Raw genomic sequence first — 12,947 nt, 5'->3', positions numbered from 1 at the left:
GCCGATTGATCATCGCCTGGGCTTCGACTATCGTCCGCGTCCGTGAAATCTTCCCGTCTTGCTTCCGCCATGTTGATCCTTGCCGTCTCGACGGCCCTCGCCGCGTGTGGCGACACCGATAAGGCGACGACCGCCGGATCCACCACGCCCGCTCCCACCTCCGCGGCCCCGTCCGCTGTGGCCACGTCCGCTGCCGCCACGCCGACCTCGTCTCCCGCGGCGGGCGCGGCGACCGACAAGCAGCTCTGCGAGGCGGTGAAGAAGGCCAGCGACGAGATGAGGACCGAGATGGTGAAGGTCGCCACGACTGGCGACGCGTCGGCGGCCGACTTCAAGAAGATCCTGACTGGGCTGGAGCAGAAGGTGACAACTGTCGCCTCGACCGGCGACGGCAAGTTGGCCGACGCCCTGCGGACGTTCGCCGCCGAGGCGGCCAAGGCTGCGGCCGCGGCGGACCCGGCGACCGCCGCCGACAACCCGGCCTTCGAGAAGGCCGGCAAGGATGTCAGCGCCGCGTGCAAGGCCAACGGGGTCAGCATGGTTCTCTGACCTCGTGGCCCGATCGGAGCGGGTGTGATGACGGACGGCCCCCACGCTCAGGCGTGGGGGCCGTCCGTCGACAGCGGTGGCGGTGGTCAGCCGCCGGCGAAGGTCGTGTCGACGCCACACTTGGCGTTCTGGTTGAGGCAGGACTTCACCAGGTCGCCGAGACGCTCCGGCTCCCAGGCGTTCATGAAGTCGCCGTGCATGGATGACGGCTTGCCGGAGGAGAGGCTGAGACCGTCACCGCCCAGCGACTCGTAGTTGACCATGAAGGAGAGATCCGGCACGGCCACCGGGTACTTGCCGGTGCAGACGCCGTTCACCGGGTCGCCCATGTGCGACTTGTGATCGGGCGAGTCGATGTTCTTGCCGTCCCAGCAGTCCTTGAACACGAGCTGGAAGATCAGGTTGCCGCCAGGGGCGCACTTCGGCCAGTTGCCGTCGGCGCTGCGGCCGATCTCGGCGCTGCCCGCGCACCAGAACTGGTTGCTGCCGGCGTTCTTCGGAGTGTCGACCTGCCGCTTGGCGTCGCCTTCGACCACCACCAGGCCCGGCGGGAAGGGCTTGACCGTCGACGGGTCCTTGACCCGCGAGCCGTAGTAGATGCGCATGCTCTTGATCGGCACGGCCTTGCCGTCCTTGCGCAGTTCCGGGGTCCAGTAGGCGCTCTTGTCCCCGGGGGCGTTGCAGGTGTTCGCCGCGGCGAACAGCTTGTCAGTAGTGGTGAAGGCGTCGATCTTCGGGCCGAAGAACGTGTGCATGTGCGAGGCGCCCGAGAGGCCCGGCAGGACGATCGGGTCGTCCGGGGCGGAGTTCGCGACGCCGCAGTCGGTGTGGAACTCCGGCACCCGGGTGGTGCCCGGCGGCACCGCCTTCGGCTTGATGGCGTTGAAGGCGGCGAGTTCCCTGCTCCACTTCGCCTGGTCGACGGGCACCCAGCCGCCGGCCGGCGCGCTCGGCGGGACGGACGTCGACGGAGACGCGGACGCGGACGCTGTGGAACTCGGTGTGGCCGAAGGGGCGGCCGACGTGCTCGGTGTGGCCGACGCGCTCGGCGACGTGCCCGTCGCGGGGCCGAACGTGAACCAGTTCAGGTTCACGAAATCCGACGTCGAGGCGCTCGTCATGACCGCGAAGACGGTCTGCGCGCCGGCCGGCACGGCGGACGCCTTCGCGGTGACGGTCGTCCACTTCTGCCAGCCGCCGGTCTGGGCGATCGGGAAGTTGGCCAGCAGCGGACCGTTCTGCGCGCCGAGGCGCAACTCGACAGCGCCGCCGGCGGCGTTGTGTGAGGCGACCCGGGCCGTCAGGTCGACGCCCGTTACCGACACACCGTCGAAGCGTAGCCAGTCGCCGCTGGCCAGCCAGCCAACGTTACGGCCGCCGTCGGCGTCGCCGGTGCCCTCGGTCTGCGCCCCGGACTGTGCCGCGAAGGCCTCTGCCTGCACCCGGCCGGGCACGGCGACCTCTTCGGCCTGGGCGCCGGCGATGTAGATGCCGCTGCCGGCCAGCGCGGCGACGACAGCGGAGGCGAGCGTGATACGAGTGAGGCGACGACGCTTTCGTGCCCGATCCGGTGGTGCGACGTGCGCGGGGGGAGTCCGCATTACCAGTGGTTTCCTTCGAGTCGACGATAAAGCTCTGTCGGAAGGAGTATGTGCACGTCAGGGGCCTGCATCAACTCGCGGGGAAAGAATTAAGGAGGCCGGTCGACGAGTGCCCTGGCAGCCAGCGTGGCCCCTCCGGATGACAATTTTTCGCTCGTACAGTCTTAAGTTTCATTTAAGTCCCGTCGCCCCGTTCTGGCTCGAAGATTACGAATTTCTCGTAACGAATTGTGGTCGAATTCTCCACCTCAGTCGCTGACCGGTTCGACACTGATGGCCGGCGAGAGCGCGCGCAGGAAGTCAACCGCGTCGAACATCTCGCCGGCGGAGGCGACGCCGCTGGTCCTCGTCCGACCATCGAGGACGCGCCCGACCGCTTCCACGGCCAGGGGAGCACTGACGGCGTAGATGTCCTGACCACTGGCCACGACACGACGGCCCGCGCCGCCGCGACGCACGATGACGTCGACAGTGAACGTCTGCGCTGACCGGCCCCGCCCGTCGACCGCTACCGGCGCCGCCGCGGCGGTCAGGTCGGTGGCGGCGTCGACGGTCATGTAGGTGCGGACCTCGGGGATGGCCAGGTGGCGGGGGATGGTGACGACGTCGGCCATGGTGAACTCCCCGAGAACGGTGCGCCGGCCCAGCGGCGCGGGAAAGTCCCAGTCCAGCCTCGGCAGCTCCCCGCCGGACCGGTACTCCAACCGGCCGCCGGTGTAGCGGACCCGGTCGCCGGCGCGGCGCTCGCGGGAGACGACACCCGCGGCGACCGTCCCGGCCGTCGGGTGCCAGCTGCTCAGTCCGTACGCGACGTGCGCCTCGTCGGCCGACGTCCAGTCGCCCATCGCCATCGTCGCGAGCAGGTCACCGAGCCCACCGAAGAAGGCCATCGCCGGGACTACCGCGACATCGGCCGCCCGCGCGCGCTCCGTGAAGTGGGTGAACGTATCGAGGTTGGCCTCGATCTCGGCCGCCACGTCCACGTACGGGATCCCGGCGCGCAGCGCGGCCTCGATCACACCGGCGGCGGTCGACGCGAACGGGCCGGCGCAGTTGATGACCGCGTCCACGCCGGTCAGCGCCGCGTCGAGCGACGCCGGATCGTCGGCCGACGCCACCCGGTAGCCGGGCCCGAACGCCGCCAACCGGCGCGGGTCGCGGCCCACCGGCACGGCACCGAACCCGCGCTCGCGCAGCTCCGTCATCACGAATCGTCCAGTGTGCCCGTACGCCCCGAACACCGCCACGATGTGGCCCATCACTGCCCCCTTGAAAGATCGACTAAGTCCAGCCTTCCGCAGCGACCGGCGACCGACCAGTGTCGGGAACGCCATCCCCCGTACAGTTTCGGACATGGCCCTTGTCGCGATCGCCGCCACCGACGGCATGTTGCACTTCGAGCTGGCCCTGGCCTGCGAGGTCTTCGCCCACGACCCCTCCGGCCTGGCCGACCCCTGGTACGACGTGGCGATCTGCGGCCCCGGCCCGGTCCGGATCGGCCGCTTCCTGCTGGCGCCTGACGACGGGTTGGACCGCCTCGCCCGCGCCGACACCGTGATCATCCCGTCGATCGAGGACGTCGACGGGGACGTGGACCCCGACCTGCTCGACGCGGTCCGCGCGGCCCACCGGGCGGGCGCCCGGATGGTCTCGCTGTGCACCGGCGCGTTCGTGCTGGCCGCCGCCGGGGTGCTCGACGGGCTGCGGGCCACCACGCACTGGGCGCACACCGAGGCGCTGACCGCCCGCTATCCCCGGGTACGGGTCGACCCGGACGTGCTCTACGTCGACAACGGCAGCGTGCTCGCCTCCGCCGGGAAGGCCGCCGCGATCGACCTGTGCCTGCACCTGATCCGCCGCGACCACGGCTCGACCGTCGCCAACGCCGTCGCCCGCCGCCTGGTCGTGCCTCCGCACCGCGCCGGTGGTCAGGCCCAGTACGTCACCACCCCGGTGCCCGCTCGTGACGACCACCCGCTGGCCACCCTGTTTCCCTGGGCGCTGGCCCGCCTGGACCGGCCGCTGACCGTCGAGGACCTGGCCCGGCAGGCGAACATGAGCTCACGCAACCTGGCCCGCCACTTCCGTTCGGTCACCGGCACCACACCACTGCTGTGGCTGTCGACGCAACGGATCCGCCACGCCCAGGAGCTGCTGGAACGGACCGACGACAGCATCGACGCCGTCGCCGAGGCGGCCGGCATGGGCACCGCCGCGACGTTGCGTCGACACTTCCACCGCACCGTCGGCGTGCCCCCGGACACGTACCGGCGTACCTTCCGGGCCACCGGGCCTGCCACCGGTTGATCCCGGACCGGGTACGCGCGGAAGGCGTCGGGCAGAATGCCAAGCTCGTGCGATGCCGGCGGTCGGGGGTCCGATGGGCTACAGCTTCGAACACGTCGATCTACCCGAGCCCGCCGCGAGCGCGCGCGCCCACGCCGAAGCGTGCATGGATCTGAACGGGTCGTGCGGCAACTGGCCACAGTGCTACGAGGAGTACTCGTCGCTCGCCGCCGCCTACCAATTCGCTCTCAACGTCGCCGGCATGGAGTTCTGTCGGGAACGCATGCGGTCGGCCGGCATGACCTACCAGGCGACACCGCAGCCCTTTCCGGACTGGCCGTTCGACGGCGTCGACGACTGGCGCAACGATCAGCGCCGACGCGACGCCTACAAAGAGGCCGAGCGGGCGGCATCCGCGCAGACCAGCCCCGGCAAGGTGGGGATCCCCGAGTTCAAGCTGACGAGCAACGGTCCCTGGGTGGTGGGCCAGACCGAGATCGAGCAGGCGTTGATTCTCTATGAGGCGTCGCCGACGAGCCCGCGCGCCGAGTGGGAGACCGACGAGCTGTGGTTGGCCTGGCTCGACTGGCTGCGGGAGACGCGGACCCACGGCGGCTTCACCGTCAGTTGAGCGTCCCGCTAGCGCTGGTCGGGGCGTTGGCGGGCGAACGCGTCGCGCTTGCCCCAACGGCCGGGGATGTCCAGGAGCGCGATCCGTCCGAAGGTGGCGGGTAGCGCGGGGTCCACGGCCAGGTGGTCTTCGTGCGGGTTGATACCGAGCATGGTGCGGATCAGCAGCATGGTGGCACCGCTGGACCACGCCTGCGGACTGCCGGCGGTCGGGTACCGGATCGGGAACCGGGTGGTGTCGCGGTCGAACCCGCCGAACGCCTCGGGTAGCCGACCCTCGAAGTAGGTGGCGGCGGAGAGGATGCCCTCGGCGATGCGGGCCGCCTCGTTGCCGAACCCGTAACGGCGCAGACCCCAGGCGATGAATGAGTTGTCGAACGGCCAGACCGTCCCGTTGTGGTAGCCGAGCGGGTTGTAGCGACGCTGCCCCTCGGCGAACGTCCGCACCCCCCAACCGGAGAAGAGCGCCGGCCCCATCAGGTGCTCGACCACCCGTTCAGCCCGCTCCGGAGGCACGATGCCGCTCCACAACAGGTGCCCGATGTTGGACGACAGGCTGTCCACGGGAGTGCCGTCGTGGTCGAGGGCGAGGGCGTAGAAGCCGCGGTCCTCAAGCCAGAAGTCCCGGTTGAACCGGTCGTACAGGGCCGCCGCCTCGCTCTCCAACCGCTCGGCGTAGGCAGTGTCGCCCCAGAAGGTACGGGCCAGTCGTGCCCCCCGGATCTTCGCGTCGTAGGCGTACCCCTGGGTTTCGCAGGTGGCCCTCGGGAAGCCCGGCAGCCGGCCGTCGGCGTAGGAGATGCTGTCCCAGGAGTCCTTCCAACACTGGTTGTCCAGGCCGGTGGCGCGGTTGCGTCGCTGGTACCAGACGTAGCCGGTGGAGGTGAGGTCCGCGTACCTGTCGATCCAGGCCAGGGCCGCGCGGACCTCCTGCTCCAACTCCATCACCAGCGCGGTGTCGCCGCTCCACCGCTCGTACTCGTCGAGCAGCACCACGAACAACGGTGATGCGTCCACGGTGCCGTAGTAGGGGGAGTGCGGCTGCTCCTCGAACGCGGCCGACTCCCCGTAGCGCAACTCGTGCAGGATCCGGCCCGGGTCCTCCTCCAGCACGTCGTCGGTCCGCACGCCCTGCAACGACGCGAGGATCCGCAGTGTCGGTGGGGTCAGCGACGGGGTGACGGGCAGGGTCTGCAAGCAGGTCAGAATGCTGTCGCGGCCGAACAGGGTCATGAACCAGGGCAACCCGGCCGCGGGTACGCTCGCGCCGCTGAGCGAGAGCGGGGCGAAGCGCAGCGCCGCCAGGTCCACCAGGCTGCGGTGGTAGACCTGCTGGAGGCCGACGCTCTCGGTGTCCAGGGTCGGGGCCGCCGCGACCCAGGCACGCACGCTCGCCGGCAGAGTGGAGTCGTCCGGCCGTTGGGCGCGCAGGGCGGCGCGCAGGTCGACGCCGTCCGGACGCAACGCCAGCATGACGGCCTGCAACCGGGTCGACCACTGCTGCTCGGGGCGTAGCCGGACCGCGAACCGGAGGCCGCCCGAGTCGAACTCCGCGGGCTCGCTCGCCGACACGACGACCTCACGTCGGTAGGTGCCGCGCCGGTAGCCCAGGCGCAACTCGTTCGGGCCGACGCGCGTGTAGTGCTCGCCGGACTTGTCGCCGACGTCGAACTTGATCTCGAAGATGTCGGCGAAGTCGGCAGCCACCTCCAGACGTACGTCGAGCGTCATGTCCCGCTCGCCGTAATTGAAGATCGTCAGCGACTCGGTGAGGTCCGGGCCGATGCGCCTGCGCCGAATGGCCGACACGTCGGCCTCCACGTAGTCCACCGCCGCGCCCGGAACCGCGAAGAACGTGACCTCGAAGTACTGGCTGTCGTCCACCGACAGCGCGGTCATGCACTCGCCGTTGACGGTGAGCCGCCAGCGGGACAGGAAGCGCGTGTCAGCGGCGAAGAGGCCGACCGGGGTGCTCGGGGACGACTGCACGTCGCCGCTGGCGTCGGACACCATGAAGGTGTTCCCGTCGATGCACGCCACCGTGCCCGCGATGTCCCTCATCGGTCACGTCCCACCGTCGGGATCCTCGCGCTGAAGCCGCCCGGGCTCTCGCGGAAACAGTCGCCCGATACGCAACGCCAGAGCGAGATCACCGTCGACCATGATCTCGCCACGGGTGATCGCCGCCAGCCCGTTGACCTCGCCCCGCGCCATCGCCTCCGCGAGCTGCGCGGACACCTGGATCACAGTGGTGGCGGGGCCACCGCTTCGGGTCACCCGCATCCGGCCATGATCGATGTCGAGCAGCCACTGCTCCAGGTTGCCGTCGTCGCGGATGTCGAATCGCACGCTGCCGCAGACCTTGCTGAACCGTGGATCCTGGCCAGCGACCGTCAACCGCTCGAAGAAGGCGCTGGTCTCCGACATCCCCACCTCCTCCGGGCGCTGGTAAGAGCGGATGCCGGCTACCCGCTGCCGCGCACTCCTAACGCCGGGTGGTGCCCCCTTGTTCACTTTCGAGCGAGAAGCGGGTCCAGCTGGTCGCGTCCGTGGTGACGAGGAAGTGGTCCGGCTCGCCCGTCGACCCGTCGTCACGCCCGAAGAGCCAGGCGTAGCCGGGCGCGACACTGACCGCGCCGACGAGCCGGCCGTGCTCCCGGGCGAGGGTGAAGGTCCGCCCGTCGTCCCGGCTGACCAACAGTTGCGCGCGGCGGTCGGCTTCGGTGCCCCCACCGGCGGTGATCGCCAGCAGGGACCGGTCCGACCCCACAGTGAGGTCGTAGTGCAGCTGATCCGGCAGGTCGACGCCGGTGTCCGTCCAGGTCTTCGCGCCGTCGGTGGTCCGCAGCAGCCGCACCTCGCCACCCGCCGCCGACGACTGGGTCAGCGCGTACCCTTCCCGGTCGTCGAGCCCGACCGCCGTGATCACGTCCCCGTCGTCGCCCGCCTTCCAGGCGGTCCAGGTCGCGCCTCGGTCGGCGCTGCGCGCGACGGTCGAACCCTCGCCGCCTCCCGTCCGGTACGTGGCCCAGATGCTGCCGTCCGCTGCCGGGTAGAGGCTGAACAGCGGAAGCAGGCTGGGTGCCGTGGCGGTGAGGCGGTACACCGTTCCGCTCGACGGGTCCACCGCCAGCGGCTCTAGCACCGGCGCACAGCCGAACCCGCACAGGACCGGTCGGGCCGTCGCCGGGAACGTGGGTACGGCGACGATCGCGGAGTCCGCGTCCCGCCAGGTGCGGCCGTAGTCGGTGGAGAGGTGAGCCAGCCCGGAGTCGGTGACCAGGTAGGACCGCTCACTGAGCACGGAGGAGCCCATGCCGCTGCCCGGTGTCCCGGCGGCGGTGTCGGCCGCACATCGAGTGCCCTGGAAGCGCGCCGCGTCCCAGTCCGACCAACTGCGGCCGCCGTCGCCTGTGTACGAGAAGCGCACCACGCAGCCGTCCCGCCGCACGTCGACTCCGGAGTTCGGCCCCGTCAGCGTGAACTGGCTGAACTGCGCACCCGACGGTGCCGGCGGGCCGGCCGGCGCGACCCGGTCCGGCTTTGCCAGCAGCGGTACGACCGCCAGCCCGGCCAGTGCGACCAGTGCGGTCGTCACCGCCGCGACCGACCGGCGCCGACGGGATCGGGCGGTGGTGCGCAGCTCGTCGAGGGGCGGCTGCGACACGGCCTCGGTGACGGTGTCGACGTCGAACCCGGAGAACTCACGACCGGACATCGATCCTCCCGGTTTCCGTGGCGTCGCTTTCGGCGAGCAGCGCCGCCAGAGCGACCCTGCCCCGCGACAACCGGGACTTCACCGTCCCGGACGAGACGCCCAGCGTGGCGGCGACCTCGTCCACCGGCAGGTCGACGAGCTAGTGCAGGGCCAGCGCTTGTCGCTGCCCCTCGGGCAGCAGGCGCAGCGCGGCGAGCAGGGCGAGGTGCTCCGGGGAGTGGTCGGCGACGGCCGGCGGCGGCCCGATGCGGCGCAGCAGCCCGTCGAGCACTCGACGGCGGCGGAACCGGCTGCGGGCCCAGTTCACCGCGACCCGACGCAACCAGGCCTCCGGGTTCTCCAGCCCGGCGAACCGCCCTGGCGCCATCAGTGCTCGGGTGAACGCCTCCTGGACCGCCTCCTGCGCCTCGGTCAGGTCGCCGGTCACCGCGTACAGCTGGACGACCAGGCGTCGGAAACAGCTGGCGTAGAGCTCGGAGATCGGATCGCCGTCGGACACCGTCACCCCCCTTCTCCACCACTCCCACCAACGGGCCGGGGAGAAGGTTCCGGTGACCGGCCAGAATCCGGTCAGTCGAGGTTGAAGTCCACCACGACCGGCGCCCGGCGGACCCGCACGGCAGTCGCGGCGTCGAAGCCGGCGGCGTCGTGGTGCCAGACCGACGGGGCGTACGCGCAGTCGCAGCGCAGCTTCACCCGCTGCCCGGGGAGCAGGCGCAGGGCGTAACCGTCACCCACGTCCGCCACGCCGGCCAGGTCCCCGGTGGCCGCGTCGAACGCGATCACCTGGCCGTAGGTGAGCAGCTCGTCGACCCGTACCGCCCCGGTGAGCGGTGTCCCGGCGGGCAGCGCCTGATTCAGCGTCGCCGTCTGCTGGGCGCGGACCCGCACCGGCCGCGCCTGCTGCCGACCGCCCACCCCACCGGACCACACAGTGGCCAGCCCGGCGGCGGCGAACTGCACGGGCCAGTGGTACGGGCCGAGGCCGGTGATCGTGTAACGGCCGTCCTCGTCGGTGGTCGGGCCGTGGTCGCCGTACTTCGGGTGCGGCACGTAGGGCACCACCATGACCAGCGCACGGGGGACCGGGGCGCCCGTCGCCGCGTTGGTCACCACTCCGACGACGGTGCCCGGCGGGTCGAGCCGGATGACCGGCGCGTTGGTCACCACGCCGGGCCGCACCTGAATCACCTGTGCCCGCTCGCGCTCACCGGTGCCGCCGTGCCGGCCGACCCACTGCCAGCCGTGCGCCGTCGTGTCGTAGGGGCGCACCAGCAGCCGGTACCTCCCCGGAGCGACGTCCCCAGCCACCAGTACGCCCTGCTCGTCGGCGCAACCCCCGTACCGTCCGAGCTGGTCCTCGCCGATGTTGACCGCTGACAACGCCGCGGCGTCCACCGGGACGAGCGCGGCGCAGGCCCGGGGGACCGGTGCGCCGGTCGCCGCGTCGCGCACCACGGTGCGGACACCGCCGGGCGCGGGCGACGCGGGGGTACGCGCGGCGGCCGGGGCGGCGGCCTCCCCGACGAGCAGTGCGACGGCGATGGTGGCGGTCAGGTGGCGCAGCAGAGAACGGCTCACGGAGGTGTCCTTCCGGCGACGCGGCGGGTCGGGCCGACCGTAACGGCGTTCAGGTGATCCAAATCGGTCAATGTCGCGATGCCGACCGTTGCCGCAGGCGTACCGGCCCACACCGACCGCAACGGACGTTCTGCCCCGAACCCGGCGCATGTGGCACCGGTACGACATAGCGTCACGGGGGCGGGGCCACCGCCGCCCCCGTCGACGAACCGGGCGGCGACGCCCACCAGAAGGGACCGGACATGAGTCGTGTCGACACTGTGCTCCTACCGGAGCTGGACGGTCCCGTGCCGGCGACGTTGCCGAGCGCGCTCGGCCTGCTGAGCCTGGCCCTGGGAGTGGGCGCGCTGGTCGCGCCCGGACCCATCGCCCGGATGACCGGGGTAGACGACTCCCCGGCCGCGCGGTCCGTGCTTCCGGCCATCGGCCTACGGGAGTTGGGCAGCGCCGCCGGCCTGCTCAGCGGCCGCCGCCCGGCCGGCTGGGTCTGGAGCCGGGTGGCCGGCGACGCCATGGACCTCACACTGCTCGGGCGGGCCCTCGCCGACCGCGGCGGTGAACGCCGTCGCCGGGTCGCGCTGACCACCCTCGCCATCGCCGGCATCACCGCGGTCGACGTGCTCGCCGCCGTACGGGTCGGGCGGGCTCGACGGGCCCGCGCCCGGGTGATCAGGATGCAGATCGCGGTGACGGTGAACCGGTCGCCCGCCGAGGCGTACCGGTTCTGGCGGGACGTCGAGAACCTGCCCCGGTTCATGGCGCACCTGGAATCCGTCCGCGCCGACGACCTGCGCCGCTCGCACTGGATCGCCCGTGGCCCGGCCGGGCACCGCGTCGAGTGGGACGCCGAGATCATCGACGACCAGCCAAACAAGTCGATCACCTGGCGGTCACTGCCGGGCACCCGCGTGCCCAACGTCGGCCGGGTCCGGTTCGTGCCCGCGCCCGGCGACCGGGGGACCGAGGTGCGGGTGGAACTGCGCTACGCGCCGCCGGCCGGCGCGCTCGGCCGAGCGGTGGCGAAGCTCTTCGGCGAGGAACCCGAGCAGCAGGTCCGCGACGACCTGCGCCGGTTCAAGCAGGTGCTGGAGACCGGCGAGGTCGTCCGCTCCGAGGGCAGCCCCAACGGCATCTCCGTACGCCAACAGGCCATGCAGCGACCCGCCCAACCGCTGCCGTCGTCCCGTCGCTGACCGCCCAGCTCTCCGAAAGGGACCGAGAATGAAGGCCACCGCCTGGATGGGCGCCGACAGCGTCAAGGTCATCGACGTACCCGACCCGAAGATCATGAACGCCCGGGACGCGATCGTCCGGATCAGCACCACAGCGATCTGCGGCTCCGACCTGCACCTCTACCACGGCTACATACCCGCGATGCGCAAGGGCGACATCCTCGGCCACGAGTTCATGGGCGAGGTGGTGGAGGTGGGCCCACAGGTTCGCAACCTCGCCGTTGGCGACCGGGTGGTGGTGCCCTTCCCGATCGCCTGCGGGCACTGCTCGTCCTGCCAGCGCGGCCTCTACTCGGTCTGCGAGAACTCCAACCCGAACGCCGGCATCGCCGAGAAGATCATGGGGCATTCGCCGGCCGGCATCTTCGGCTACTCGCACCTGCTCGGCGGCTACGCCGGCGGCCAGGCCGAGTACGCCCGGGTGCCGTTCGCCGACGTCGGCCCGGTCAAGGTGCCCGACGAGATCAGCGACGACCAGGCGGTCATGCTGGCCGACGTGTTCCCGACCGGCTACATGGGCGCCGAGATGTGCGACATCAAACCCGGGCAGGTGATCGCCGTCTGGGGCGCCGGGCCGGTCGGGCTGCTCGCCGCGGCCAGCGCCCGGCTGCTCGGCGCGGAGCGGGTGATCGTCATCGACCGGTTCCCGTACCGGCTGCGGCTGGCCGAGGAGCACATCGACGCCGAGACGATCAACTACGAGGAAGCCGACGTGCTGGACACCCTCAACGAGATGACCGCCGGCCGGGGCCCCGACGCGTGCATCGACGCGGTGGGCCTGGAGGGTCACCACGGCAACGCCGCCATGTACGCGTACGACCGGGCCAAGCAGGTCGCACGAGTCGAGACGGAACGACCGTTCGCCCTCCGGCAGGCGATCCTCGCCTGCCGCTCCGGTGGGGTGGTCTCGGTCGTCGGCGCGTACGGCGGTTTCGTCGACAAGTTCCCGATGGGCGCGTTCATGAACCGCTCGCTGGTCATGCGGACCGGTCAGTGCCACGTCCAGCGCTACACCCGGCCGCTACTGGAGCGCATCCAGCGCGGTGAGATCGACCCGAGCTTCATCGTCAGCCACCGGATGCCGCTGCGTGACGCACCGAAGGGCTACAAGATCTTCCAGAAGAAGCAGGACGACTGTACGAAGGTGCTGTTGAAGGTTTGAGTGGCGGCCAGGTATGCCGGCCGGGGGATGCCTCACGCGCTGCCTTTGGAGCTGATGTCGTGAACGATTCAGCTCCAAAGGAGCCGACCACCACTGCGGGTCGCTCTGCGCGCCCGCTGCCGCGAGCTCCAAACGGTTCCCCGTTGTCCGGCAGCTAGTGCTGTGACCACGAACGTTGGCCGCGCCTG

Annotated in this window: 13 protein-coding genes; 5 read left to right on the top strand and 8 right to left on the bottom strand. The window is 71.0% G+C overall.

Going from position 1 to position 12,947, the window contains the following annotated elements:
* The first annotated feature begins 69 nt into the window (after nucleotides 1-69).
* A complete protein-coding gene (locus AB0C19_RS19070; RefSeq protein ID WP_357186868.1) occupies nucleotides 70-549 on the top strand; it encodes a hypothetical protein in 480 nt (159 codons plus the stop codon).
* Nucleotides 550-635: 86 nt separating this feature from the next.
* Here AB0C19_RS19070 and AB0C19_RS19065 read toward each other — a convergent pair whose 3' ends face one another.
* Together AB0C19_RS19065 and AB0C19_RS19060 are read right to left on the bottom strand one after the other, a co-directional pair.
* On the bottom strand, nucleotides 636-2,150 hold the full coding sequence (locus AB0C19_RS19065; RefSeq protein WP_357186865.1) for a DUF1996 domain-containing protein: 1,515 nt from the start codon (nucleotides 2,148-2,150) through the stop codon (nucleotides 636-638).
* Nucleotides 2,151-2,398: 248 nt separating this feature from the next.
* Nucleotides 2,399-3,409, bottom strand: coding sequence for a saccharopine dehydrogenase NADP-binding domain-containing protein (locus AB0C19_RS19060; RefSeq protein WP_357186862.1), 1,011 nt, complete (start codon nucleotides 3,407-3,409; stop codon nucleotides 2,399-2,401).
* 94 nt (nucleotides 3,410-3,503) lie between these two features.
* On the opposite strand from AB0C19_RS19060, the gene AB0C19_RS19055 reads away from it, so the two are divergent.
* Nucleotides 3,504-4,457: a helix-turn-helix domain-containing protein gene (locus AB0C19_RS19055; RefSeq protein ID WP_357186859.1), complete on the top strand. Its 954-nt coding sequence runs from the start codon at nucleotides 3,504-3,506 to the stop codon at nucleotides 4,455-4,457.
* A 52-nt stretch (nucleotides 4,458-4,509) separates the two neighbouring features.
* On the top strand, nucleotides 4,510-5,067 hold the full coding sequence (locus AB0C19_RS19050) for a hypothetical protein (protein ID WP_357186856.1): 558 nt from the start codon (nucleotides 4,510-4,512) through the stop codon (nucleotides 5,065-5,067).
* 8 nt (nucleotides 5,068-5,075) lie between these two features.
* Here AB0C19_RS19050 and AB0C19_RS19045 read toward each other — a convergent pair whose 3' ends face one another.
* The 6 genes from AB0C19_RS19045 to AB0C19_RS19020 form a co-directional block, all read right to left on the bottom strand.
* Nucleotides 5,076-7,127 (bottom strand): glycogen debranching N-terminal domain-containing protein, encoded by a 2,052-nt coding sequence (locus AB0C19_RS19045; RefSeq protein WP_357186853.1) that lies wholly within the window; start codon nucleotides 7,125-7,127, stop codon nucleotides 5,076-5,078.
* Nucleotides 7,128-7,130: 3 nt separating this feature from the next.
* Nucleotides 7,131-7,493 (bottom strand): SCP2 sterol-binding domain-containing protein, encoded by a 363-nt coding sequence (locus AB0C19_RS19040; RefSeq protein ID WP_238685908.1) that lies wholly within the window; start codon nucleotides 7,491-7,493, stop codon nucleotides 7,131-7,133.
* A gap of 58 nt (nucleotides 7,494-7,551) precedes the next feature.
* Nucleotides 7,552-8,784, bottom strand: a complete 1,233-nt coding sequence (locus tag AB0C19_RS19035; protein WP_357186849.1) for a hypothetical protein — start codon at nucleotides 8,782-8,784, stop codon at nucleotides 7,552-7,554.
* Complete coding sequence (locus tag AB0C19_RS19030) at nucleotides 8,771-8,908, bottom strand: sigma factor-like helix-turn-helix DNA-binding protein (protein WP_357186845.1); 138 nt, start codon at nucleotides 8,906-8,908, stop codon at nucleotides 8,771-8,773. The genes AB0C19_RS19035 and AB0C19_RS19030 overlap by 14 nt, the downstream gene beginning before the upstream one ends.
* Before the next feature lie 15 nt (nucleotides 8,909-8,923).
* Nucleotides 8,924-9,289 carry a sigma factor gene (locus AB0C19_RS19025; protein WP_357186842.1) on the bottom strand — a complete coding sequence of 122 codons (366 nt, stop codon included), beginning with the start codon at nucleotides 9,287-9,289 and terminating at the stop codon, nucleotides 8,924-8,926.
* Between the two features lie 65 nt (nucleotides 9,290-9,354).
* Entirely contained in the window at nucleotides 9,355-10,365 is a 1,011-nt protein-coding gene (locus tag AB0C19_RS19020; protein ID WP_357186839.1) for a carboxypeptidase regulatory-like domain-containing protein, read from the bottom strand.
* 242 nt (nucleotides 10,366-10,607) lie between these two features.
* Here AB0C19_RS19020 and AB0C19_RS19015 point away from each other — a divergent pair, with 242 nt between their 5' ends.
* Together AB0C19_RS19015 and AB0C19_RS19010 are read left to right on the top strand one after the other, a co-directional pair.
* A complete protein-coding gene (locus tag AB0C19_RS19015; protein WP_357186837.1) occupies nucleotides 10,608-11,558 on the top strand; it encodes an SRPBCC family protein in 951 nt (316 codons plus the stop codon).
* Between the two features lie 28 nt (nucleotides 11,559-11,586).
* Nucleotides 11,587-12,759 (top strand): zinc-dependent alcohol dehydrogenase, encoded by a 1,173-nt coding sequence (locus AB0C19_RS19010; RefSeq protein ID WP_357186834.1) that lies wholly within the window; start codon nucleotides 11,587-11,589, stop codon nucleotides 12,757-12,759.
* Nucleotides 12,760-12,947: the final 188 nt, after the last annotated feature.

This window comes from Micromonospora sp. NPDC048842, from assembly GCF_040649935.1.
Lineage (GTDB): Bacteria > Actinomycetota > Actinomycetes > Mycobacteriales > Micromonosporaceae > Micromonospora > Micromonospora hortensis.
The sequence above is the reverse complement of the archived record's forward strand: the minus strand, read 5'-3'. Positions and strand labels throughout refer to the sequence as shown.